This is a genomic window from Jutongia sp., from assembly GCF_057878315.1.
On the sequence record NZ_DBLXSO010000021.1, the window covers coordinates 1 to 25,848 of the forward strand.

Genomic DNA, 25,848 nt, shown 5'->3' on the forward strand with positions numbered 1-25,848 from the left:
GTCCGAAATAGCTGAGCTCACCTACGGAGCTCAGTCGTACGGATGCGTATTTATCAAAGCATTGCAAAGCAAAGACTTTTCAGAAATCCTACTGATCTGCGTCAATTTTAATACCACCAGCTCACGGTTATTCAAAAAATCAAGGCAAAAAACCAAATTAGGCTTCGGACATAAGAAATAGTATGGGCGCAGTGATATATTTTATGTGCGAAGTTTGAGTATGTAAGAAAAGAAGGAGGCTGAACAATTCATGTCCGGTCTCCTTTTTGATGATTTCGTTTTAAAATTTCTATTTCTTTCTGAATACTTCAAACATCCGATCATGCTTTTTTGCAAATTTTGCAGCTTCGGAATGCTTTGGTGCATGGATCACCACATGTCGACAAAAGAGAAATGCCGATCTGCCAATTTTCGTTTGTTTTCCGGGAATGGTAGCATTTTTAAGTTTTTTACAGCCATTAAATGCTCCTTCTCCAATGTGTTTTAGCTTCTTCGGGAAAAACACATTCTCAATATGTTCATTGGCTCGAAATGCTGATTCCTGAATGTGGCGGACAGATTTTGGAACTACAAATGTTTGATCTGTCTTATATTCCGGGTAATTCAGGAGTGTTTTCTTGTGCCTGTCATATAAAACGCCGTCTTTGGAAGAAAATTTCTTGTTATGGGGTGAAACCTGTATGGCAGAGACTCCGGCAATCTGTGATTTTCTAAAGTTGGTAAATTGGGAACCAAGATACAGCGTAAGGGATTTGCATCCGCTAAAGGTATCCCAGTCAATTGCTTTTAACGAATTTGGCAAATGAAGCTCTTTAAGCTTCTTACAGTGTAAAAAGCTCCCGCTATACCAGAGATCATCCGGATACATGCCCATTTCTCCGTAGGGGCTGTCGATTTTGTAAAGCTTTGAGTGATTGCTCAAATGTACATATTCCAGATTACGGCAGTAACAGAAAGCTCCACCTTTGATCCGGCGGACAGAGTCGGGAATCGTCACTTCTTTTAATGGTGTATTGTAGGTAAATGCAAAGGTCCCGATACATTTTGTGTCAGGAGCTATTTCTGCCGTTTTGGTATGTTGATATTGAAAATAGAGACACTTCTGTTTCTTCTGGTACAGACCTCCGTATTTTGTTTCCAAATATTTATTTTCAGAGGAAAGCTCAATGCTTTGTAAGTTTTTACATCCGGCAAAGCTGCCATTTCCGATGGTACGCAGATTTTTTCCGATATGGATCGATCTTAACTGTCTGCAGTAAAAAAAGCATTCTTTTCCCACGGATACTACTTTGTCCGGAATGGTGAGTTCCTGCAGCGACTGGCAATTATAAAATGCATAGTCGTTAATTTTTTTGATGGTATTTGGCAGGGTGATTTTTTTGACATTGCGAAAAGCTGCAAATGCGCCTTTATTGATGACGGTAATTCCCGGTTTTACTACAATTTCTTTTACTTTTCGCTCATTAAAATTTAACTGGATACCATTATGTTCGTCGAATTTTCGTTCATTATCGATCCAGTCTTCTGTTTGTTCAGCATACATTTCCTCGGTTCCTTTAATAGTCAGAACGTGTGTTTTGCGATTATAGATCCATTTTGCATTCTTTGGTTTTGGTGAGGCAGATGGAGTTTTCTGTACCCTAGGAGTTGGAGAAATCGAAGGAGATAATTCATTGGCTGCCGGCGCTGTGCTGGAAGCTGTCTCTTGCAGTGAAGTGTCCGGAGATGTTATTGCCTGCTTTGTAGATGAATTTTGGGCGGATTTACAGCCGGAAATTAACAGCATGACTATCGAAAAAACAAGAAAAGATTTTAAAAACCGCATTATGATCCACTCCTTCCATTCATAATGGATTGTTTCATTTATTATATATCAGGGAGCAGGAAACTTCAAGAATGATCACGGAGATTTTGTTTTGTTGATTAAAAAAAGGAGTGCCCTTCCAATGAAGAGCACTCCCTGTATATAAAAGATTCATTCTAAATATGTCCGACTTCTGCGGTTTCTTAGAACTTGCCAGCGTCAGCAGCTTCCTGTACAGCTACTGCTACAGCAACTGTCATACCAACCATAGGGTTGTTACCTGCACCGATCAGACCCATCATCTCAACGTGAGCCGGTACAGAAGAAGAACCTGCGAACTGTGCATCACTATGCATACGGCCAAGTGTATCAGTCATACCATAGGAAGCAGGACCTGCTGCCATGTTATCCGGGTGAAGGGTACGTCCTGTACCACCACCGGAAGCAACTGAGAAGTACTTCTTACCCTGCTCCAGGCACTCCTTCTTGTAAGTACCTGCAACCGGATGCTGGAAACGTGTAGGGTTTGTAGAGTTACCTGTGATAGATACGTCTACGCCCTCTTTGTGCATGATAGCAACACCCTCTGGTACAGAGTTTGCACCGTAGCAGTTAACCTTTGCACGAAGTCCCTCAGAATAAGACTTACGGAATACTTCCTTAACCTCGTTTGTATATGGATCATACTCTGTCTCAACGAATGTGAATCCATTGATACGGGAGATGATCTGAGCAGCATCCTTACCAAGACCGTTTAAGATGACACGAAGTGGCTCTTTACGAACCTTGTTAGCCTTCTCTGCGATACCGATAGCACCCTCAGCGGCTGCGAATGACTCATGACCTGCAAGGAATGCGAAGCACTTGGTATCTTCCTCAAGGAGCATTTTACCAAGGTTACCATGTCCTAAACCTACCTTACGTGTATCTGCAACAGAACCAGGGATACAGAAAGACTGAAGTCCCTCTCCGATTGCTGCTGCTGCTTCTGATGCCTTACGGCAGTTTTTCTTGATTGCGATTGCTGCACCTACGATGTATGCCCAGCAAGCGTTCTCGAAACAAATTGGCTGGATTCCCTTTACCTGATTGTAAACATCAAGTCCAGCATCCTTTGTAATTTTCTCTGCTTCTTCAATGGAAGAAATGCCATAGCTGTTCAACACTTTGTTGATCTGGTCGATTCTTCTCTCATATGATTCAAATAATGCCATGATTCGTTTGCCTCCTTTTCTTTATTTTGCGATCTCTTCATCAGTTCTCGGATCAATGAGCTTCACTGCGTCAGCAACACGTCCGTACTGTCCGGATGCCTTGTCCCATGCAGTATTAGGATCATCACCCTTCTTGATGAAATCTGTCATCTTACCAAGGTTTACAAACTTATAACCAATGATCATATCCTCATCATCCAATGCGATTGCAGTAACATAACCCTCTGCCATCTCTAAGTAACGAGGTCCCTTCTTCAGAGTACCATACATAGTACCAACCTGAGAACGAAGACCCTTTCCAAGATCCTCAAGACCGGCACCGATAGCAAGTCCATCCTCAGAGAATGCACTCTGGGAACGACCATAAACGATCTGAAGGAATAACTCTCTCATTGCTGTATTGATCGCATCACAAACCAAGTCAGTATTGAGTGCCTCCATAACAGTCAGACCCGGGAGAATCTCAGCAGCCATAGCTGCGGAATGTGTCATACCTGAACATCCAACAGTCTCAACGAGAGCCTCCTGAATGATACCTTCCTTTACATTAAGGCTCAGCTTGCAGCAGCCCTGCTGAGGTGCGCACCAGCCAATACCATGTGTAAAACCGGAAATATCCTTAACTTCCTTTGCCTGAACCCATTTTGCTTCCTCAGGGATTGGTGCAGCTCCATGATGCACACCCTGGGCAACAGGGCACATGTTTTCTACTTCCTGTGAATAAACCATGATTTTGCTCCTTTCAATATGCTTTTTATCTGCGGCATCACCGCAGTCCTAATTACATTTTCGCACAAAATTCCTATTTAGTCTACACTTTTTGACAAAAAAACTCACCAAAAATTTTAATAGGTGAGTTTTCATTAATGTGAAAAGGCATCTCCGGGTGGAAATGACTGCTGTAATCGGTGTGATTAAATGGACTTTTCGACAATCTCGCCCTGACGCTTGTAGATACTTCCTTTCGGAATATATCCTCTGACCATGGATAACGGATAAACATTGGTGTTGCTTCCGATGATGGTGCCCGGGTTTAATACGCTGTTGCAGCCGACCTCAACAAAGTTGCCAAGGATCGCCCCCATCTTTTTGAGTCCGGTCGCAATCACGTCATCGTTGTAGCGGATCGTTACCTTTGTCTTGTCGGACTTGACATTGGAGGTGATCGAGCCAGCTCCCATGTGTGATTTGTAGCCGAGAATGGAGTCGCCAACATAGTTATAATGCGGCACCTGTACATTATTGAACAGGATCACGTTCTTTAATTCGGTGGAGTTGCCGACAACGCAGTTCTCTCCTACAATGGCGTTACCGCGGATAAAGGCGCACTGACGGATCTCGGCATTCTTTCCGATGATACATGGTCCGTTGATGGATGCGGTCGGTGCCACGGTAGCGGATTTCGCGATCCAGATATTCTCCTCTTTCTGCTCGTATTCCTCCGGAGACAGCGTAGCTCCAAGTGTCAGAATGAACGCTCCGATGTGAGGAAGTACCTCCCATGGAAACTCGCGGTCCGTAAAAATATCACTTGCGATCGTCTCATCAAAGTTAAAAAGATTCTTGTTTTTTAATGCATCGTACATGATAATCCTCCCTATTGATTTACTTCTTGTAATAAACAGCGGCTTCGTCGAACTTTTTGCGCAGATAGCTCTGGTTATTCAGTCCCTTGACGCCGTTGACCCATTTGGCAATGTAATTTTCGAGCTTCTGCATATATTCCTCTTCCGTGATGGTTCCCTCTGCCATGTAGGTAAGACCCTTCTCCCAACTTGCGGTAAGCTCAGGGTTAAGCAGGGAACGGATGGAGGAATCAACGACATCGTAGACCATTTCTCCGAGAAATTCCGGCGTGATGATCTGTGTCTTTTTGTTGAGCTTTAAGTATTTCTTGGTGACAAGCTTGCTTAAGATCTCTGCACGGGTGGCACTGGTGCCGATACCGCTTCCTTTGATCTGGGAGCGAAGCTCCTCATCCTCGATCAGCTGACCGGCATTTTCCATGGCAAGGATCAGCGAACCGGAGTTGTAACGTTTCGGCGGAGAGGTCTCCCCCTCCTTGATCTCGAGTCGGTTCAGATCGATCACGGTTCCTTTGCGGATCTGCTTCATCAGCGCGATCAGTGCCTCATCGAAGGTATCCTTTTCTTCCTCGGCGGATGCGTTGTCCGCATTTGCTGCGTCTGCGTCTCGGTTTGCCTGCTTCTTTTTGGAAAAGGAGGCGTCTGCGATCTCCAGATAACCCTGCTGCAGCATGATACGGATGCCGGAGAAGAAGCGTTCGTTTCCGCAAACGGCAGTCAGACTGATCTTCTGATATTCTGCCGGTGGATAGAAAATACAGAGGAAACGCCGCACGATCACCTCATAAACGCGCTGCGTTGTCAGGCTTGTGCTTTTCAGGGCACCAAAGCCCTGTCCGGTCGGAATGATCGCATAATGGTCGGTGATCTTTTTGTCATCACAGTATCTGGTGGAGGCAATCTTCTGGTAGCTTGTGCCGGATAAGATCTTCTCTGCAATCTCACGCACGATCGGATAATTGCGCAGTCCGCCGATATTTTTGTGGATCTCCTTGGAGACGGCAGTCGAGAGCACACGGGCGTCTGTTCTTGGATATGTAACCAGCTTTTTCTCGTAAAGCTCCTGAACGATCTTTAAGGTTTCGTCCGGGCTGATCTTGAAAAGCTTGGAGCAGACGTTCTGCAGCTCTGCCAAGTTAAATAATAACGGCGGGTTCTTTTTTTCTTTCTTGCGCTCGATCTTTTCGACAACAGCGGTGCCGGCTTCGGCAGGCGGCTCCGGAAGAAAGCAGCCATCTCCGTCTTCCTTCGGATAGCCTAAGTTCTGACAAAGGATGGCGGCATCAGTCCGTTCCTTGAAGCCGTTTTCTTTGTAAAGCTTCGGAGACTGGTAGTAATCGGAGCCATCAACGCTTCGCCACTCGCCGTCAAATTCCTTTCCCTCGTAGGAGCAGTGACCGATTACACGGTAAAACGGTGTCTTGACAAAGCTTCTGATCTCCCGCTCCCGCCGCACGACCATACCGAGAACGCAGGTCATGACACGACCGACCGCGATGGCGGCGTACTTGGCGCCTTTCCGGTAATTCATAATGGTCTGGCTGTATTTCAGTGAAAGCACGCGGGAGAAATTGATTCCCATCAGATAGTCTTCCTTGGCGCGCAGATAAGCGGAGGCTGCGAGATTATCATATTCTGACAACGGCTTTGCCTCGCGGATCCCGCGGCGGATCTCCTCCTCTGTCTGGGAATCGATCCAGACACGGCGCTTATCCTTGGTGTCCGGCACCTCTGCCATCTGATCGACAAGGCGGTAGATATATTCTCCTTCGCGTCCGGAGTCAGTACAGACATAAATTCGTTCCACATCGGGACGGTTTAGCAGACCCTTGACGATATTAAACTGCTTTCGGACATCCGGGATCAGCTCGTAGAGAAACTCATCCGGCATAAAAGGAATGGTGTTTAGTGACCACTTCTTCAGTGCCGGATCATAGACCTCCGGATAACTCATCGTCACAAGATGTCCCACACACCATGTGACTACATAATCATTGGATTCCAGATAACCGTTGCCTGCGTTGCCGTTGACGCCGAGCGTTTTGGCAAATTCTCTCGCAACACTTGGTTTTTCTGCGATAAATAACTCTTTTCCCATAAGTAACTATTCAGCGTGAATGCTGCTGTTTCCCTTCTGAACCTCTGCCCATGCATTGCAGCCGAAAATGATCCCGACGATCGCGATTCCGGTCAGGCAGACATATTTTACAATCTTGGTGACATTAACTTCAACGTGGACGGATGATCCACTTGTCTGTTCTGTTTTATTCTTGCACATAATATCCACTCCTTTTTAAAACTGCAGGCTCCGGGCAATCAGCATAAAACGCATCATTTTCCTTTGTTATGCGTATACCCGGTTGCAGCGCCTGTTAATTAAAATCCTAATTCCTCACCGACCAGGATAACTTTGATCCGGTCCGGAATGCGTGAAAATCTGGTGACAACCGTCTGGGCGCAGATGCAGTCGCTGCTCAGACAGTCTGCACAGCGTCCGTACTGGGCGCATGGTGTCTTCAGACCAAGACGCAGAGAGTTTGGCGGGGCTGCCATGTTATGGACTCTGGCAATGCCGCTTCGCACATCGGGAACGATCTTATTCATGCCTGCGATCACGATAACCTGCTGTGGTCCGTGGCAGAGACAGGCAACACGGTTGCCGACGCCGTCAATATTAACAAGCTCTCCATCCAATGTGATGGCATTGGAACTCATAAAATAGACATCGGAGGTCACGATCTTGCCATACATCTCCCTTTTCTCTTCGGGAGTGACTGCGCTGGCACGGTCATACAGGGTGTAGTCGGATTCCATCAGATCGTCGATCAGACCGATTTCAAGCAGCGTTTCGGAGCCGCCCCAGGAAATGGTGCAGCCGGGTGTCAGAAAACGTTTTGCCTTGGCATTAGCCTCCTCGCGGTCTGTACAATAGTATCCCTCGATTCCTCTTGTGTTAAACTTGCCGATGATATTTTCTGCGATATTTTCATAGTATTCCTGTTTGTATATCATAAAGATCTCCCTTTCTATCTGCATCCGGTGACATACGCTGTACCGGATTAGAAAAGCATAGGCACCTTTTGATAAAGGTGCCCCGCTCATGTATTGCTATGGAAGAAATTACTCGTATAATGGGTATTTGTCGGTCAGTCCCTTTACGATTGCTGTTGCTTTCTCCTTATTGCCCTCCGGATCATTTACCATCAGTGCAATTGCCTCTGCAACCTGATCCATATCGTCAGTATTGAAGCCTCTTGTTGTTACGGCTGCTGTACCAAGACGGATACCGCTTGTAACAAATGGAGACTGTGGATCGTTCGGAATGGTGTTCTTGTTGCAGGTGATATGAGCTTCATCAAGCCACTTCTCTACTTCTTTACCGGTCAGCCCCTTATCGGCAAGATCAACTAACATCAGATGGTTGTCTGTACCGCCGGATACGATCTTAAGTCCACGGCTCTGAAGACCTTTTGCCAGTGCCTGTGCATTGTCAATGATGTTCTTGCCGTACTCTTTAAAGCTTGGATCAAGTGCTTCCTTGAAGCAGACAGCCTTTGCGGCGATCACATGCATCAGAGGTCCGCCCTGGATTCCCGGGAAAAGAGCCTTGTTAAGCTTATGCTCCTCTGCAAATTCCTTGCTGGAAAGGATCATACCACCTCTAGGTCCGCGCAGTGTCTTATGTGTTGTGGTTGTTGTAACATGTGCATATGGAATCGGGCTCTCATGATAGCCTGCAGCGACAAGTCCCGCAATATGAGCCATATCAACCATCAGAAAAGCACCAACTTCATCGGCGATCTCGCGGAAACGCTTGAAGTCGATCTTTCTGGCATATGCACTTGCACCAGCTACGATCAGCTTTGGCTGACATTCCTTTGCGATGCGCTCTACCTCATCATAGTCGATGAAGCCTTCGTCGTTGACACCATAAGGAACACAGTGGAAGTATTTACCGGAAAGGTTAACAGGGCTTCCGTGTGTCAGATGTCCGCCGTGATCCAGGTTCATTCCCATGAAAGTATCACCCGGATTCATGAGTGCAAAAAATACAGTCATATTTGCCTGAGCACCGGAATGTGGCTGTACATTTGCGTAAGTGCAGCCGAACAGCTTCATGGCTCTGTCTCTGGCAAGATCCTCTACTACATCAACGTGCTGGCATCCGCCGTAATAACGCTTGCCCGGATAACCCTCTGCATACTTATTGGTGAGAGTGCTTCCCATAGCAGACATTACTGCCTTGCTGACAAGGTTCTCAGATGCGATCAGCTCGATGTTCTCGCGCTGTCTGTTGGTCTCAGCAGTGATCGCTGCTGCAATTTCAGGATCAAAGTTTTCTACGTCAGAAAATGGATACATGTTTTCTCCTCCTTATGATTTGAGTATGTAAATAATATGAGTACTGTTTCATTCAGAAAGAATTATTCTGCATCGTCAATCGCCTTACCGATGTCGTGACGCATATATTTGTTTTCGAAAGAAATCCATTCGGTTGCTTCATAGGCGTTCTTTCTGGCTTCCTTTAAGTCTTTGCCTTTGGCGGTCACACCGAGAACACGTCCGCCGTTCGTAACGATTCCCTCGTCTGTAAGCTTGGTGCCTGCATGGAATACATAGTAACCGTCCTTGTCGTCAAACTTCTCCAAACCGGAGATCAGCTTGCCCTTCTCGTAGTGCTCCGGATATCCGTCAGATGCAAGCACAACACAGACTGCCGCATTATCCTCGAACTGCAGATCGATCTGATCCAGCTTGCCGTCGATGCAGGCGTCGATCACATCAATGATATCGTTCTTCATACGCGGAAGAACAACCTGTGCCTCCGGATCGCCGAAACGTGCGTTGTACTCGAGTACCTTTGGACCGTCTGCGGTCATCATGAGCCCGACGAAAAGAATACCGACGAAATCTCTGCCCTCTGCTTTCATGGCATCCATGGTTGGCTGATATATCTTCTCTTCACAGAACTTCTGAATCTCCTCTGTATAGAACGGGCTTGGGGAGAAAGTTCCCATTCCACCAGTATTTAAGCCCTGATCGCCGTCCTTTGCTCTCTTGTGATCCTGCGCACTTGTCATTGGCTTGATATGTGTGCCATCGCAGAAACAGAGAACGGAAGCCTCGCGACCAACCATAAAGTCCTCGATGACAACGGTATCACCGGCATCACCGAACTGCTTGTCTAACATCAGTGTAGCAATTCCTGCCTCGGCCTCTTCAAGATTCTGACAGATCAAAACACCCTTTCCGAGTGCAAGACCGTCAGCCTTTAATACGATCGGGAAATTACATCCGCCAAGATACAGAAGCGCCTCTTCCGGGGAGTGGAATGTCTCGTAGTGACAGGTTGGGATGTTGTATTTCTTCATCAGATCTTTGGAAAAGCTCTTGGAGCCTTCGATGATCGCTGCATTCTTGCGTGGTCCGAAGACACGAAGTCCTCTCTCCTCAAATACATCAACAATACCGCCAACCAGAGGATCGTCCATACCGATAATGGTCAGGTCGATCTCATTTTCCTGAGCGAAATCTGCAAGCTTGTCAAATTCCATCGCTGTGATATTAACACACTCTGCAATCTGGGCGATTCCACCGTTGCCCGGAGCACAGTAGATCTTGTCTACTCTCTTACTCTGGGACACACTCCATGCAATGGCATGCTCGCGTCCGCCGCTGCCTACGATTAATACTTTCATAATGTCTATGCCTCCTGTTCCTTGATGTGTGCAATGCCGTCTTCTACAGTTACTTTTCCGGCACCGATCAGATCAATTGCCTTTGGAAGAATCTTCCACTCTGCCTGTTCCATAACACGGCGCTGGAGGATCTCAGGGGTATCTCCCTCATGAACCTCAACAGCCTTCTGCAAAATGATCGGACCATGGTCTGCCTTTTCATCCACGAAATGAACGGTTGCTCCGGTTACCTTGTTGCCCATGGAAAGGACGCTCTCATGAACTTTAAGACCGTAATATCCCATACCGCAGTGTGCCGGGATCAGGGATGGATGAATGTTAATGATACGGTTATGATATGTCTCGATCATTTTGGCAGGTACGATCACCAGATAACCGGCAAGTACCACCAGATCGATATGATATTCGTCTAATGTATGTAACATTGCGTCTGCAAAGTCGTCCCTGGAATCAAAGGACTTTGGATTGATGCATTTTGCCGGAATGCCTGCGGCTGCAGCGCGCTCCAGAGCATATGCGTTTTCTTTGTTGCTGATGACAACAGCAATCTCTGTATTATGAATGGTGCCGTCTGAAACAGCATCGATGATCGCCTGAAGGTTTGTTCCTCCACCGGATACACATACTGCAATCTTCTGCATAAGTCTCCTCCATATTGTGCTGTCTGCGGGAATTTTATACCAGATCGATTCCCTTTTCGCCCTCTGCAATCTCACCAACGATAAATGCCTTCTGACCGGACTTGTTAACAAGCTCAACTGTTTTATCAGCGTCTGCTGCGTCTACAGCGAGAAGCATACCGATACCCATGTTGTAGGTGTTGTACATCATCTCTTTGGCGATGTTACCATCTTTGGAAAGCATATCAAAGATCGGAGGGATCGGATAGCTGTCTGCCTTTACCCTGGCACGAACGCCCTCATGAAGCATTCTAGGGATATTCTCATAGAATCCGCCGCCTGTGATGTGGCTGCAGCCCTTGATCGTTACACCGCCCTCTTTGACGCTCTTTAATGCCTTAACATAGATAATGGTTGGTGTGAGGATCGTCTCACCCAGTGTCTTGCCGCCGAGACATTCATAAGAACGGTTCAGATTGTCTTTCTTGATATCGAAAACCTTACGAACCAGAGAATAACCGTTGCTGTGAATTCCGGAGGAAGCGATTCCTACCAGTACGTCTCCCTTTGCGATAGTCTTTCCTGTGATCATCTTGTCTCTGTCTACGATACCAACGGCAAAACCGGCAAGATCATACTCGTCAACCGGATAAAAGCCCGGCATCTCTGCTGTCTCACCACCGATCAGCGCAGCGTCAGATTGACGACACCCTTCTGCAACACCGCTCACGATTTGTGCAATCTTCTCGGGCTCGTTCTTGCCGCATGCGATATAATCTAAGAAAAATAATGGCTCTCCACCGGCACATGCAATGTCGTTTACACACATTGCCACGCAGTCGATGCCAATCGTGTCGTGCTTGTCCAACTCAAAGGCAATTTTTAACTTGGTTCCTACTCCGTCTGTACCGGAAACCAGAGTCGGATGCTCCATCCCCTTAAAACTGTCCAGGGAAAATGCCCCCGAAAATCCACCAATATCTGTCAGCACCTCACTTCTCATTGTGCTGGCAACATGCTTTTTCATAAGCTCTACTGCCTTATAGCCCGCCTCAATGTCAACGCCTGCATTCTTGTAGTCCATGATAAGCCTCCTCTGTTTGTATTTATATCTTCACTTAATCAAAGATATTATTATTGTAGCACAAAGAAAATTGTTTGTCATTTATTTTTTAAGGAAACAATATACGCGCAAGCTTTGATGGCGTTTTATCGAGATATCCGCGAATTGTCACCCGGCGCTTGACAGTGACAGTCAGTGCACCCGACTGATCGGTACGAAAAATCCCGGCATGGCAATTTTTCAGACGCTGCAAAAGCTCCTTGTGGGGATGTCCGTACCGGTTATGTCTGCCACAGGAGATCAGGGCGTATTCCGGACGGATCAGGGACAACAGTTCTTCATCGGAGGAGTTTTTGGAGCCGTGATGCGCAATCTTTAGTAACGTATAATGCTCCGGGATGTTGTAGGCTTTTCGGAGGGAGGCAGACGCAAGGATACGGCGTACCTCCTCTTCTCCTTCTCCGGCCAGGTCTCCGGTCAAAAGACAGGAAAAGTCATTATAGCGAAGACTCAGAACAATGGATTCGTCATTGGCGGAGGAAAAGCCGGAGCCGGAGGGGGGATTCAGGCAGAGCAGGGAAAGTGCTCCGTATGTAAGATTTGCACCGGAGGAAAGATAAGCAACAGTAATATTTTTGGTCTGCGCCGTCTGTATCAGAAGCTGATATCCCTCCTGTGCTTTGTCTGCTACATCCGGCAGAAGAAGTGTGCCGATCCGGTAGCTGTCCCCGCTCATCTGCATAAGCTCGGCAAGACCGTTGATATGATCCTCGTCCGCATGTGTGGCGATCATATAATTGATATAGCGGATTCCGCGGGTCTTGAGAAACGGAAGGATCCGGTACTTCCCTACCTGGTTTTCGCTGGTACTTCCGCCGTCCACAAGAATGTTCTGCCCGGATGGCGTATGAAGATAGATCCCGTCTCCCTGCCCGACGTCAAGAACCACAAGCTCAAGAGAGCCTGACGGAACCGGCAGCAGGACAAGAATAAGAACGAATGGAATAACCTGTCCGGCGAGGCGGCGGTATCTTCGCACGGAGGTCGCAAGGGCAGCGCTGTGCTGATACTCGAGCTCATCAATCTGCTTTGACCGCCGCCGCATCCACAGCAAAAGACCGCATAACAGAATATAATACAAAATAATCTGCCAGACGGCAGGACGACCGAGAATCAGGACGTGACCGGGCAGTCTCTTAAAAAGCTGGCAGAGCTTTTCGTATAGTGAGAGCAGCCAGTAAACTGTCGATAAAAGAAATGTCCCAAATATCGGACAGATGCATCCGGTAAGACCTCCGAGAAAGGAAAGAATTACCAGTAAGGCGGCAAGTGGAATCACAAGCAGATTGATGAGGATTCCATACAGGGGAACCTCTGAAAAAAAGTAAAGAATCACCGGTAGTGTCGTAAGCTGGATGGCGCTGCTGATCAGAAGCATCCCGGCGGCGGACGACGCTCTCTGTCTGATAAAAAGTATTCCTGCACCGATCCGGGGATGGTTGGCGCAAAGCTCGCGGTCGGAAAAATGTCTTTGACGTCTTTTGCGGTGCTTTTGCCAGGAATCGCCGGACCAGATCTGTACCAAAAACGGGACAATGAAATAGATCCCTGCCATGGCTCCGAAGGATAAAAGAAAACTGCAGGAAAACAGAGCAAAGGGCTTTTGGAGCAAAATGATCACGGCGGCAATCGCCAGAGAATTTTTGCCATCGTAAGTCCGCTCGAACAGATCTGCCGCAAGAAGCAGGATCATCATGATCACGGCACGGCTTGTGGAAATGCTGAAGTCGGTCATCTGTCCGTATGCAAGAACCAGTCCGATACCGGCAGGAATAAAGATGCGTTCGGAAATGCCGGTATGTTTGAAAAAACGGATCAGTGCCATGCACAGAATCGAGACATGAAGACCGCTGATCGCGAGCAGATGACCGATCCCGCTCTCCTGATAGAGCTGTCGGATGTCAATATCAAGTAACGACTTGTCGCCGAGGATCATTGCTGAAACAATGCCGCTTTCCTTGGCGGGCAGCGAAGTCGTGTAAACCTCTCCCATCCGGTTTCTGAGCCGGTACAAAAGGTCTTTGACCGGATTAGTCCGGGAAGAGGTGATCTGCAGCGTTGTGGCACGAAGCTCATAGTAAACACCCTTTTCTTTGTAATATTCACGGCGGTCAAACATGCCGGGATTTGTCGCTGTCATAATCTCCTGCAGTGAACCGGTCAGTGAAGCGGTATTGCCCGGATGAAGTACCGTTTTATCGTTTAACACGACATAGAGTTTTGACTGGTAATAGATTGTATTCTGACCGTCCAGCCGGATCCGGCAGTCCTTCAGATAACAGCATGTCCGGTCCTGTCTGCCCTGCTCCGGACAGATCTGGTCGATACATCCGGTGACGTGTGCCCGGGCTTTTTCTTCAAATATGCCCTGAAAACAATAATACCGGGCATCATCCCTCTCGGAAGCAATGGCCCGGTATAAAAGAAATAATAATATCGTTCCGGATAAAATCCAGATAAATGGTCGTTTGATAATCTCCCCTCCTAGTTCTGGATCACAATGTCCAGATTACGTTCAAAGGCGGAACCGAAATCAATCGTATCGTTGTATAAGAGTACCTGTTCACCGTTGATGCTGAACTGCACCTTGTTGATGTTGGATAACCCAACAAGGGTGTCCACCACCGAGTAGATCGTGGCTTCGGCTGAAATATTCGTACGTTTATTCAGAAATTCCTCGGAAAAGTCGACATAGCAGGTGTTTTCCTTGACGGAAATCTTATTGAGCTGTGTCTTCTCAGGAATTGTTGCCTTGATCTGATCCGAATCAACGCCGTCAATGGAATATGGTCCTCGGATGAGCTGCTCCACAGCAAGCTGCTCTAACGGAATCGTGGCATCATAGGTGATATCTACAGGAACCTTGACAAGATGGTCGCCCGCCTTGTTGCCAAAATACATATTCAGTGTTGCTTTTTGTTTGTAGGTGGTCTCGCCACCGGTGTTATCAATGAAGCTGTCTGCGGTCATATAACCCACGGCTTCAAGATTGGAGTCGGTGAGTGGCTGACCGGATACATAGAACTGAACGCTGCTCACACCACGGATCTGACATAGGGTCTTAACGATGGCGGCACGCCGCAGTATCTCGGAAACACCCTTTAGCTTGCCATAGCCGGAGCTTAGATACAACGTGAGCTGACCGGAATCTTCGAACATGAACTCGTCCACCTTGACATCGTCCGGCAGAGCCTTTCGCAGACCGATATCTTTAGGTTCAGACTGCAGCCGTTTCAGAAATTCGCTGACGAGATCATCCCGCTTGCGCGATGTCGGTGTGTACTTTTCATATCCCACCTTTGTCTCGTTGGCATCCGGACAGAACACATAGTAGCCGGTATATTCTTCCTCCTTGTGGAAAGAACAACCGCCACAGAAAAGGAGTACTAAAAGAAGGACTGCGGCAGTCGTGCCGAGTCGAAGTATGGATTTATATTTTGCCGGCATACACATGTTGCATGACATATCTTCTACTCCTTTGTGGGTGGTTATTGATTATTATGGAACATAGGTCAGAGGAATACGAACAGTAAACGTAGTTCCTTCCTTCTCTTTGCTGTAAAGTTTGATCGAACCACGGTGCAAAAGTACGGCACTTCTGGTCAGGGAAAGACCAAGACCGGTACCTCCGGTGTCTCTGGAGCGTGCCTTGTCAACACGGTAGAAACGTTCAAAGACATTATCCTGAACATCCTCAGGAATACCGACTCCGGAATCCTGAACCGTCACATAGAAAAATTTGTGATCGGCATTTAATGTTACACGCACCCAGCCATCGTCGTAGTTGTACTTGATGGCGTTTTCAATCAGGTTATTGAGGGCGATGGACATTTTCGTCTCATCGATATCTGCCATTACAGGTCGATAGCTTTCGTAGATCAATTCGATATTGCGCTTGGCAGCAATCGGACGAAGACGTTTTAAAAGCTGCTCTAACAGATCGTTGATGCTGGTGTTGACGACCTCCATCTGCGAGGTATTCTTGTCCATCTTGACCATGGAAAGAAGGTCGTTGATAATCTTGGTCATACGCTCGATCTCGTTGGTGATGTCTCCCAGAAACTCACGGTAAATTTCCTCCGGCATGCCTTCCTGGGAAAGCAGGGAATCAGCAAGTACCTTCATAGATGCGATCGGGGTTTTTAACTCATGGGAAACGTTTGATACAAACTCCTGTCTCGCCGTGTCCTGATTCTGGATAACATCAATCATCTGGTTAAAGGAGTCGGAAATACTGCTGATCTCCGAGAAACCATGCATATGCAGCTTGACGTTCATATCGCCCTGAGAGATCTCGTTGATCGATGACGTGATCTGCTTGAGCGGACGTGCCAGAAGGGTGGAATAAAGAACGGCACCGAGAACGATAAGGATCGTTAAGATCAACAACACGATGTAGACCTTACGCTTGACGGTATCTGCCATCATGTGAAGGCTCTTCATGGAAAAGCTCATGATCACAACGCCATCGGTCGACTGCTTGCCGGAGTTGACGATCGGCATTGTAAGCTGGACATACTCTCCGAGTTCGTTTATGTACTTGCCGTCGGAGCCGCCGAAGCATTTGACAACCTCGGTCGAAATAACGGTTTTGCCGTCCTCAAGACCATATGTGTCGTGAATGATCCGAAGATTCTGATCGACCAGAATAATGCGTCCCTGATAGATCTCTGCAATCTGTGCAACCTCCTCCCTGACCTCCTCGCTGTCGTGATCGACCAGGTAACCGGAGGAAACGACCAGATTGGAGATCATGGTTCCGTAAGACTGCAGTTCATCGACACGCTGGGACACCAGTCTGGATTCATATGCATTTGTTATAATAATAGAAAAAAGATATAAGGGAACCAGTCCCATCATCAAAAATACAATCAGTACCTGTACCCGCATACTACGCAGAAAATACAGAACTCTGCCCAGAAATTGTTTCAAAGCGCACCCTTCCCTGCCACTTAAGGCCTATAGTTTATTCTTGCGAACGTCGCCCAGGCTACTTCTGAAAATAATAGCCGACGCCCCATTTCGTATGTATATACTTCGGGTCGCTTGGTTTGCTTTCGATTTTTTCACGCAGACGGCGGATATGCACGTCAACAGTTCTGACATCGCCCGGATAATCATAACCCCAGACTGTATTGAGAAGCTCCTCACGGCTGTATACCTTATTCGGATGAACCATGAGCAGCTCAAGAAGATCAAACTCCTTTGCGGTAAGATTTACTTCCTTCTCATCAATATAGGCTCTGCGGCTGTCACAGTCTACCTTTAAAACATCATATGTAAGCAGCTTCGGGTTCTCGTCATGGGAATGCCCTGCACTACTCCGGCGGATGATCGCCTTGATGCGGGCTTTGACCTCGAGAATGTTAAAGGGTTTTGTGATGTAATCGTCTGCGCCATATTCAAGACCAAGGATTTTATCCATATCATCGCCCTTGGCGGTCAGCATAATGATCGGCACATCAGAAAACTCCCGTACCTGCTGACATACCTCAAAACCAGTCAGTACCGGCAGCATGACATCTAACAGAACGACATCATATTCATTCTTGTGGATCAAATCCAGTGCCTCCTGTCCATCATAGGCACAATCCACTTCCATTCCGTCCTGTTCCAGACTGAAACGGATTCCCTTTACAATAAGCTTCTCATCGTCAACAACCAGAACCTTTCTCGCCATAACGCTTCCCCTAAACCTTTCATTTATTATATTGTGATCTGATCTTTGATCCGGTTATAAATCCCCTCTTTGATCCCGGATATCTTCATAATGTCCTCGATGGAAGAAAAGCTTCCATTCTCGGTACGGTAATCGATGATCAGCTGTGCTTTCGCCTCGCCGATCCCGGCAAGCGTCATCAATTCCGCAAGATCCGCCTGATTAATATTGACAAGACCGGATACTTTGTCATCGGTGCCGGTGCGTCCCTTTGTGGAAGATTTCTTTCCTTTGCGGGGAATTGTGATCTGTTCCCCGTCTGTCAGAAGACGCGCCTGATTAACTGCGAAAGCATCGGCCTTACGGCTCAGACCTCCGGCAGCATCTACGGCATCACAAACACGGGCATCCCCGTGTAAACGATAAACTCCCGGGTGCTTCACGGCACCGCAGATATAGACTGTACACTCCCCAATGCCAGTCTCCTTCTTCTCAGAAGCGGATGTCTCTGAGGCAGAAGGCGGTGACTCACTTACCCAGCCGGATGCCCATTCCTGTGCCTTTCCGGAGGCGTCTGTGCCGGTCCTCAGATAAAGAAAACCGGATGCCGCCAGAATACAGGCACAAATGATGATTGTAATAATTGTATGTCGTTTCATAATACCTCCTACGAATGAAATCGCAGCAGATATATGTCATGATAAAATGCGAATCTATTTATATTCTAACGAATCCTGCCAAAAAAACAATAGCTCCACCCTAAAAATTTCTTAATTTTTCTTAAAAATTATAATACCGGCGAGAAACAGTGCGGTTCCTAAAAGCTTCAGCCAGTCAAAACCTGCCTTTTCAACCCCGAACATACCAAACAGCTCGATCAGATAGGCGGCAATCAGCTGTGCGGCGACAATCAGCATAACAGCTCTTGCCGGTCCGAGCTGATTCATGCCGATGATCACGGTGTAGGTGATAAATGCACCGATCACGCCGCCAAGCAGCATATAACGCGGATGTACACGCATAAGTCCGGCAATCTGTCCCTCTCTTCCGGTGACAAGCCAGGCGGCAATGCAGACGATCAGTGCGGTGAGCTGCACAAAGGCGGCAGAGATCCAGACACTTGTCTGCTTGGTAACCTCGGTATTAAAGACACCCTGCACACTCATCAGTATTCCGGATATCAGTGAAATGATCATTCCCCACATGGAAAAACCTCCCTTCGTTTTGGTTAGTTTTCCCGTATCCATTACTTTTATACAGCAATAAGGCGGACAGACCTACTATATTGCTGTACAAAAAAATAGTGAGCCATTCGGCTCACTATTGATATATGCTTTTCTGGTAGTGTTTTAGATACCTTTCTCCGTAAAAATTTCATCTAAAATACGACACATTTCGTTGATATGCTCCTTCCCGGCAACAAGAGGAGGAACGATACGGATAATATTGGTTCCGGCTGAGATCAGGATCAGTCCCTTTGATAAAGCTGCACCTACAATCTCTCCTGCCGGTACGTCAAGCTCAATTCCCTGCATGAAGCCAATTCCGCGGACATCCTTAATGCAGGAATGCTTTGCGGCAAGAGCATTTAGCTTATCGATCAGATATGGGGCAAGCTCATTGACATGTTCTACAATATGATCCTTCTTGTAAATCTCGAATACCTTGCAGACTGCTGCGGTTGCAAGGGGATTGCCGCCGTAGGTGGTGCCGTGGTCGCCCGGAACAAGTGCCTGTGCGATCTCTTCCTTTGCTGCGAATGCGCCGACCGGTACACCGCAGCCGAGTGCCTTTGCACTGGTTATGATATCCGGCAGGATACCGTAATGCTGGAATGCAAACATCTTTCCGGTTCTTCCCATACCGCACTGGATCTCGTCGAGGATCAGAAGAATGCCTTTCTCATCGCAGAGTGCACGAACGCCCTTCATAAAATCCTCAGAAGCCGGATGGATACCTCCCTCTCCCTGTAAGGATTCCATAATAATGGCACAGGTGTCCGATGTGATCAAAGCCTTCACGCTGTCCAGATTGTTGTATTCTGCGAAAGAAACGCCGCCGATCAACGGTTCAAACGGTTCTCTGTAATGCTTTGTTCCTGTGACGGAAAGAGCTCCCATAGTACGACCGTGGAAGGAATGCTCCATCGCAATGATCTCGCCGCCGTTGTCCGGATTCTTGGTGCGTGCGTATTTTCTGGCAAGCTTTAACGCACCCTCGATCGCTTCTGCTCCACTGTTGGTGAAGAAGACACGATCCATTCCGGATGCCTCACAGAGATAATTGGCCGCCTTTACGGCAGGTTCATTAAAGTAGAGATTGGAGATGTGGATCAGCTTATCGACCTGATCCTTCAGTCCCTGCTTGTACTCCTCGTTACTGTAGCCGAGTGCAGATACGGCAATGCCGGCACCCATGTCCAGATATTTCTTTCCTTCGTCATCGATCAGATACATTCCTTCACCCCTGACGAAGGTAGTGCTTCTGTTGTAGGTATGTATAAAATGCTGGTCAGCTTTCCGAATATCCATAATCATCCTCCGTTCCTGCCATGCCGAGTGGATGGCATATCTATATTATACTGGTGCTGATGTATTGCTATGCACGTTCGTTGTCATATAATCCGCCCTCAGTATCAATGATTGCGGTTCCTATACCCTTCTTGGTAAAGAACTCAAGAAGCAGGCAGTGTTCAATACGTCCGTCCAGAATATGGACTCTGCCGACACCGGCGTTGACTGCATTGACACAGTTGGTTACCTTTGGAAGCATACCACCGCTGATCGTACCGTCTGCAATCAGATTGCGTGCATCGTCAAGGCTCATAACTGAGATCAGTGTGGATGGATCCTTTGGATCCTTGCAGACACCTTCAACATCTGTGAGGAATGCAAGCTTCTCAGCGCCAAGTGCTCCGGCAATGGCACATGCCGCATCGTCAGCGTTGATATTGTAGGTCTCACCATCCTCGCCAAGACCGATCGGTGCGATGATCGGGATAAAATCGTTGGCAAGCAGTGTATCGATCACGAGTGTATCGACCTTCTTGACATCACCGACATATCCGATGTCCTTTCCGTTTGGTTTTTTCTGGTCTACCTGAAGAAGACCACCGTCCTTGCCGGAGATACCGACTGCCTTTACACCAAGACGTTCGATCATCTGAACCAGATACTTGTTCAGACGGTTTAATACCATCTCAGCGATCTCCATGGTTTCCTTGTCTGTTTTACGGAAACCATCGACAAATTCCGTTTCCTTGCCGACCTTACCAATCCATTTGCTGATCTCCTTACCGCCGCCGTGAACGATGATCGGCTGCATACCGACAAGCTTTAACAGGGCAACGTCCTGAATCACGCTCTCCTCGAGCTTTTTGTCCAGCATCGCGCTTCCGCCGTATTTGACAACGACGATCTTATTATTAAAGTCACGGATATACGGAAGAGCCTCGATCAGAGTCTCTGCTTTTCCTAAGATTTCATTCATATATGCACTTTTCTCTTCTACACTCATTTTCTCTCTCCTTATCTTGCGTCTGCTTTACGGGAATACCGGAGGCATGGTAAGACCGGTGTTTTCCGGAAGTCCGAATAAAAGATTCATATTCTGTACTGCCTGTCCTGCGGCGCCCTTTACCAGATTATCAATGGCGCCCATCATAATGATTCGCTTGGTTCTCGGATCAATCTTGAAGTTGACATCAACGAAGTTGCTTCCCTCAACCCAGCGTGTCTCCGGACACACATCCTTATCAAGAACACGGACAAAATACTTATCTTTATAATATTTATCGTAAATGCTTCTGACCTCATCGTATGTAACATCCTTTGTCAGGGAAGCATATGCGGTTACAAGAATACCTCGGTTCATCGGAACAAGATGTGGGGTAAAGTTGATAACAACGTCCTGACCGGAGGCATAGCTTAACTGATCCTCAATCTCCGGTGTGTGGCGGTGTGTAGCAACACCGTACGCCTTGATACTTTCGTTGACCTCACAGTACAGATTGGCAACCTTGGCTCCACGACCGGCGCCGGAGGTGCCGGATTTCGCATCGATGATAACTGTATTCATGTCGATCAGTCCCTCTTTGGCAAGGGGATAGACAGACAGAACGGAGCAGGTTGGAAAACAGCCCGGATTGGCGATCAGACGCGCCTTTTTGATATCCTCACGGTTGATCTCACACAGTCCGTAAACAGCTTCTTTGATAAAGTCCGGACTCTCATGGTGGATTCCGTACCACTTCTCGTATTTGTCAACATCCTTGATACGGAAATCCGCACTTAGATCGACAATCTTAACCTTGGATAATATTTCTTCGTTGACAAGGGAGCCGCAAAGTCCCTGCGGGGTTGCCGTGAAGATAACATCAACCTGGTCGGCAAGCTCCTGCATATTCTCTCCCTTACAGACGTCCTCTACGAGCCGGAACATATTTCCAAATACTTCACTGTATCGCTTATCGATATAGGAGCGTGAGCCATACCAGACAATTTTAGCCTCCGGATGGCGAAGTAAAATACGCACGATCTCCTGTCCTGCATATCCTGTTGAACCGATAATTCCTACTTTGATCATAGTCAAACCTCCTATATCATGTCTTCTTATTGATATATAAATCTCTCATTATAAAACCATAACGTTGTTTATTATACGCCTCCATCCACGATTATGCAACAAAAATCACAGGCGTAAAGACGACGTTCCGAAAATGCCTCCTGAAATATACAGCGGGAAAATATAGCAAAACACAGAAAAAGGCAGAGTGCAAACTGCATCACTGCCTGTCGTTCATGAAATGATTTTAAGACAGATAAGCTCTGTCTGCAACAGATCACTGCCTCACGAAATAAAGTCGTCATTTAGTAAAGATTGACGCCCATATGCTCCAGACGGGATAATACGGTGGAGATCGGAAGTCCGACAACGTTGAAGAAATCGCCGGCAATATCACGGATATATGCGGCTCCGCGTCCCTGAATGCCGTAGCCGCCTGCCTTATCCATCGGCTCACCGGTCTGGATATAGGATGTGATCAGCTCCGGAGTCATCGGGATCATATCAACGATCGTTCTGACATGAAATGTATCGATCAGTCCCTTGCCGCCTGAGACCGAGATCAGAGTCACCCCGGTAAAAACCTCATGACGGTTGCCCTGAAGCATCTGGAGCATCTTATGAGCTTCTGCCTCATTAGAGGGCTTTCCTAATACCTTGCTGTCCTTTACCACAACGGTATCCGCACCGATCACAACAAAATCGTTTTCAAAGTGTGCGGCAACATCCTCTGCCTTAGCCTTGGAAAGTGCTTCGACAAGAGCTGACGGGCTGTCTGCCGTAATCAGATCCTCATCGATGCTGCTTGGGATCACCTCACAGGAAATGCCGACCTGTTCTAATATATCCTTCCGTCTCGGGGAAGCAGATGCCAAAATAATTCTTGCCATATGTACCTCATATCCTTTCCGGTCGATGCCGATTATTTAAAATGATTTCGTAACAGGGACGGATCCTGTTCCAGATGCGCATAATCATTAAAACGATCCAGATAAAATCCGTTTTGATCTTCGTCATAGTGAAGCTGTGTGATACTGCAGTTTTCGAGAGAGGTTCCAAACATCAGTCTCTTTGCAAAATCACCACCAAACAGAGCGGTCAGAAGAATGCGGATCACACCGCCGTGTGTCACAACAGCAATGTTCTGATATTCGGATTCGATCCATTCCCGGATGATCGGCATAACTCTTGCAAGAACGCTCTCGCCTGTTTCACCCTGCGGATACCAGATCTCCTCGGTCGGTACAAAGAAATCTCCGATAAATTCATTCACCTCATCCAGCGCATTGCTCTTTTGGACGCGTCCTTCGGCAAAACGGTCGAGCTGCTCCTGATAATAATCCGCATAAAAACGCTTCACAACTGCATCCGGCTGACCGGTAAGCTCACCGAAATCAACCTCTGCCAGCCCCGGACGAATCTGCAGATTGTCAAGAAGCTTTTCCTGTCCGCTAAAGGCGATCTTTGCGGTCTGCTCGGCACGGATCAGGTCGCTGCAGTAAACAATATCAACGGGATAAAGCTTCATGCGCTGTCCAAGCAGGGCAGCCTGTCGTTCTCCCTCCGGTGCAAGATCTACATTTACGTTACAGTCAGAACTGCTTTGTCTGCCATGACGTATCAGATAAATATTCATTGTGTTACTTCCTCACTATCCTTCCCTTGTTGTTTCTTTTTCTTGATGACAGCCTTTGTCCGGGCTGTCTTTTTAGGTTTTATTTCATCCATCAGGGAATCGTAGGTAATGGTTCCGAGTGGAATGATCTCTGTGTGAAATAAATTGTCATCGAACAGAGGATCGGATTCCTTCTGATCTGCCACAAGCTTCTCATAGACATTCTTACGGCTGGTGTAGTCCGTCTCCTCTACGGAACGGATCGGAACAGAGCTTGCATATGCGTAACCGTCGAGCCAGTTTATCACAACGTCATCCCAGTTGTCAAACTTCTTCTGCAGCCGCAGTGCAGCCGGTTCCAACACAGCCTGCGCCTCATCGAGATTGATATAATCAGCGATATAGCCCCACTGTGCCAGATGTGAAATGCGGCACAGATCCCAGGCAAGAAGTCCCTTGTTGCCCCAGGTATCCCAGATATACTGAAGGTTATCGTAATGTGTCTTAAGATCACCGCTGACCTGCTTTAATGCCTTTTTGCGCTGGGCTTTGGACATTTTGTTCAGATCATGTGCTTCTCTTTTATAATCTGTGCGGTTTCCGGTATTGTAAAGTACGTCTATCTGCTTTAATAACTGTTTGCGGTTGGAAATATTCCAGCTGGAACGTAAGATACTTTTGGCTGCTTTTGCGTTGGCATCCGTGGTATCATAGCCGCCGAAATAATAAGGACTGCCATCATTGATTGAGATCAGGACAGCACCCATGGCTCGTCCCCAGGCACCGAGGTTTGAAGCTTCATTTTCATTGTGTCCCTTTAATACCTGTTCCTTTGCTGTGCTCTGTGCAGCTTCCTCTGAGCCGGCAGTGTCCGCCTGCTTTGAAGTACACCCGGTTATTCCGGTTACGGTCAGACTCACAGCAAGTCCAAAAGCCAGAAAACGATGTCCCGCAATCTTATTATTCATTGTATTAACCATGCCTTTCCATAATCTGCACCTATTATATATCGAATCGAAATGCGTTTCAACTATGTATTATTCTGCGCTGTAATCGATCATAAACTGAAGCTCACTGCCCTCTTCCGGTGCCTCACCACAGTCGCGGTTGGTGCCATCCGGCAATGCCTCAAACAGATGCATCTCACCCGGTTCGTCTCCTTTTACAACAGCAAAATATTGCAGATCCTCCGTCTGAGGATTAAAACGCAGCAAAATGACCGGACAGATTCCGGCGTACATGTGGGAGGAAGGCATCGTGATACGGATCACAGAAAGATTCTCTCTTGCATTGATCGAAAGAAGATCAAAATCATCCTCTGTATACGGACAACCGATTTCCTTGGGATATGCCTGCTCATACAACTTTAAAAGCTCTGTGGCACAGTCCTTACGGAGACGTTCGACCATATCCGTCTTACCGGCAAAAAGAGCCTTCGGAAGAAGTTCTGCTTCCACACGCTGACGAGCCATGGCATGAAGCTGTGTCTCTGTGAGCGGTGCAGACTGACCGCCGTTACCGTTTGCCTTGCGGTTAACCTTTGTATTCAGAGGAATATTCTGGTCGAAAGCGTTTAAGATCACGCCGGAAATGCCGCCGTCTGCGGCAACCAGATCAAGACAGCTTGTAAATGGCATCGTTAAAAGCAGAGGAAACTGCTGGTCTCCCTTCTCTGCCTGCTTCTGTGTTGTAAATACAGGAAGATAACGTCTGCCCTCCGCATTCTGTAATACGGCAGGACGCGGAGAAAATCCCTCAGGGATCCCCTGCTCCATACCGGAGCCGGAAATAAGCTGACGGATCAGAGCCGGATCTGTTCCAGGAGGAATGGCTGCAGGCACGTAGAGTGTACCCTGCTCCAACTCCTTAACCAGAAGATTTAAATTATCTTTGTTATTGTCGTTTCGTAAGCGATCGGCGAGCTGCTCGATCTTTCTGCTGTTCTGATTGTCCACGCCTTTTGTC

Annotated in this window: 25 protein-coding genes; 1 reads left to right on the forward strand and 24 read right to left on the reverse strand. The window is 47.4% G+C overall.

From position 1 onward, the window contains the following. A partial coding sequence (locus tag ACZLMD_RS06655) for a hypothetical protein (RefSeq protein ID WP_489495392.1) occupies positions 1–181 on the forward strand: 181 nt, incomplete at its 5' end. A gap of 108 nt (positions 182–289) precedes the next feature. Here ACZLMD_RS06655 and ACZLMD_RS06660 read toward each other — a convergent pair. The 24 genes from ACZLMD_RS06660 to ACZLMD_RS06775 form a co-directional block, all read right to left on the reverse strand. Next, on the reverse strand, positions 290–1,825 hold the full coding sequence (locus tag ACZLMD_RS06660; RefSeq protein ID WP_022305898.1) for a leucine-rich repeat domain-containing protein: 1,536 nt from the start codon (positions 1,823–1,825) through the stop codon (positions 290–292). Between the two features lie 182 nt (positions 1,826–2,007). Then, entirely contained in the window at positions 2,008–3,018 is a 1,011-nt protein-coding gene (locus ACZLMD_RS06665; protein WP_022305899.1) for a GGGtGRT protein, read from the reverse strand. A gap of 21 nt (positions 3,019–3,039) precedes the next feature. After that, positions 3,040–3,747 carry an iron-sulfur cluster assembly scaffold protein gene (locus ACZLMD_RS06670; protein ID WP_022305900.1) on the reverse strand — a complete coding sequence of 236 codons (708 nt, stop codon included), beginning with the start codon at positions 3,745–3,747 and terminating at the stop codon, positions 3,040–3,042. 185 nt (positions 3,748–3,932) lie between these two features. Continuing rightward, entirely contained in the window at positions 3,933–4,604 is a 672-nt protein-coding gene (locus tag ACZLMD_RS06675; RefSeq protein WP_022305901.1) for an acyltransferase, read from the reverse strand. A 19-nt stretch (positions 4,605–4,623) separates the two neighbouring features. Next, positions 4,624–6,702: a DNA topoisomerase gene (locus ACZLMD_RS06680; RefSeq protein WP_484107578.1), complete on the reverse strand. Its 2,079-nt coding sequence runs from the start codon at positions 6,700–6,702 to the stop codon at positions 4,624–4,626. A 6-nt stretch (positions 6,703–6,708) separates the two neighbouring features. After that, entirely contained in the window at positions 6,709–6,882 is a 174-nt protein-coding gene (locus ACZLMD_RS06685; protein WP_022305904.1) for a hypothetical protein, read from the reverse strand. A 98-nt stretch (positions 6,883–6,980) separates the two neighbouring features. Beyond that, the gene (locus tag ACZLMD_RS06690; protein WP_482522230.1) at positions 6,981–7,616 is read right to left on the reverse strand and encodes a lactate utilization protein; all 636 of its coding nucleotides are present in this window, start codon (positions 7,614–7,616) and stop codon (positions 6,981–6,983) included. 108 nt (positions 7,617–7,724) lie between these two features. After that, the gene (gene glyA / locus ACZLMD_RS06695) at positions 7,725–8,966 is read right to left on the reverse strand and encodes a serine hydroxymethyltransferase (protein WP_022305906.1); all 1,242 of its coding nucleotides are present in this window, start codon (positions 8,964–8,966) and stop codon (positions 7,725–7,727) included. A gap of 62 nt (positions 8,967–9,028) precedes the next feature. Next, entirely contained in the window at positions 9,029–10,303 is a 1,275-nt protein-coding gene (purD, locus tag ACZLMD_RS06700) for a phosphoribosylamine--glycine ligase (protein ID WP_022305907.1), read from the reverse strand. Positions 10,304–10,308: 5 nt separating this feature from the next. Continuing rightward, positions 10,309–10,944 (reverse strand): phosphoribosylglycinamide formyltransferase, encoded by a 636-nt coding sequence (gene purN / locus ACZLMD_RS06705; protein ID WP_022305908.1) that lies wholly within the window; start codon positions 10,942–10,944, stop codon positions 10,309–10,311. 34 nt (positions 10,945–10,978) lie between these two features. After that, a complete protein-coding gene (gene purM / locus ACZLMD_RS06710) occupies positions 10,979–12,007 on the reverse strand; it encodes a phosphoribosylformylglycinamidine cyclo-ligase (RefSeq protein ID WP_022305909.1) in 1,029 nt (342 codons plus the stop codon). Between the two features lie 88 nt (positions 12,008–12,095). Continuing rightward, positions 12,096–14,522, reverse strand: a complete 2,427-nt coding sequence (locus tag ACZLMD_RS06715) for a DNA internalization-related competence protein ComEC/Rec2 (protein ID WP_489495398.1) — start codon at positions 14,520–14,522, stop codon at positions 12,096–12,098. A gap of 8 nt (positions 14,523–14,530) precedes the next feature. Continuing rightward, positions 14,531–15,511, reverse strand: coding sequence for a GerMN domain-containing protein (locus tag ACZLMD_RS06720; protein WP_482522521.1), 981 nt, complete (start codon positions 15,509–15,511; stop codon positions 14,531–14,533). 33 nt (positions 15,512–15,544) lie between these two features. Continuing rightward, the gene (locus ACZLMD_RS06725; protein WP_486818824.1) at positions 15,545–16,978 is read right to left on the reverse strand and encodes a sensor histidine kinase; all 1,434 of its coding nucleotides are present in this window, start codon (positions 16,976–16,978) and stop codon (positions 15,545–15,547) included. A gap of 58 nt (positions 16,979–17,036) precedes the next feature. Next, a complete protein-coding gene (locus ACZLMD_RS06730; protein ID WP_482522789.1) occupies positions 17,037–17,726 on the reverse strand; it encodes a response regulator transcription factor in 690 nt (229 codons plus the stop codon). A gap of 26 nt (positions 17,727–17,752) precedes the next feature. After that, the gene (locus ACZLMD_RS06735; RefSeq protein WP_482522790.1) at positions 17,753–18,364 is read right to left on the reverse strand and encodes a helix-hairpin-helix domain-containing protein; all 612 of its coding nucleotides are present in this window, start codon (positions 18,362–18,364) and stop codon (positions 17,753–17,755) included. Between the two features lie 111 nt (positions 18,365–18,475). Then, entirely contained in the window at positions 18,476–18,910 is a 435-nt protein-coding gene (locus ACZLMD_RS06740) for a DMT family transporter (RefSeq protein ID WP_118560318.1), read from the reverse strand. Between the two features lie 144 nt (positions 18,911–19,054). After that, positions 19,055–20,236, reverse strand: coding sequence for an aspartate aminotransferase family protein (locus ACZLMD_RS06745; protein ID WP_482522685.1), 1,182 nt, complete (start codon positions 20,234–20,236; stop codon positions 19,055–19,057). A gap of 67 nt (positions 20,237–20,303) precedes the next feature. Continuing rightward, a complete protein-coding gene (gene argB / locus ACZLMD_RS06750; protein WP_022305918.1) occupies positions 20,304–21,221 on the reverse strand; it encodes an acetylglutamate kinase in 918 nt (305 codons plus the stop codon). A 27-nt stretch (positions 21,222–21,248) separates the two neighbouring features. After that, positions 21,249–22,289, reverse strand: a complete 1,041-nt coding sequence (gene argC, locus ACZLMD_RS06755) for an N-acetyl-gamma-glutamyl-phosphate reductase (protein WP_489495393.1) — start codon at positions 22,287–22,289, stop codon at positions 21,249–21,251. Positions 22,290–22,573: 284 nt separating this feature from the next. Further along, a complete protein-coding gene (locus ACZLMD_RS06760; RefSeq protein ID WP_022305920.1) occupies positions 22,574–23,158 on the reverse strand; it encodes a Maf family protein in 585 nt (194 codons plus the stop codon). Positions 23,159–23,190: 32 nt separating this feature from the next. Further along, on the reverse strand, positions 23,191–23,904 hold the full coding sequence (locus tag ACZLMD_RS06765; protein WP_118560314.1) for a histidine phosphatase family protein: 714 nt from the start codon (positions 23,902–23,904) through the stop codon (positions 23,191–23,193). Then, on the reverse strand, positions 23,901–24,851 hold the full coding sequence (locus tag ACZLMD_RS06770) for a DUF1266 domain-containing protein (RefSeq protein WP_489495394.1): 951 nt from the start codon (positions 24,849–24,851) through the stop codon (positions 23,901–23,903). The genes ACZLMD_RS06765 and ACZLMD_RS06770 overlap by 4 nt, the downstream gene beginning before the upstream one ends. 69 nt (positions 24,852–24,920) lie before the next feature. Further along, positions 24,921–25,838, reverse strand: a complete 918-nt coding sequence (locus ACZLMD_RS06775) for an SseB family protein (RefSeq protein WP_022305923.1) — start codon at positions 25,836–25,838, stop codon at positions 24,921–24,923. Positions 25,839–25,848: the final 10 nt, after the last annotated feature.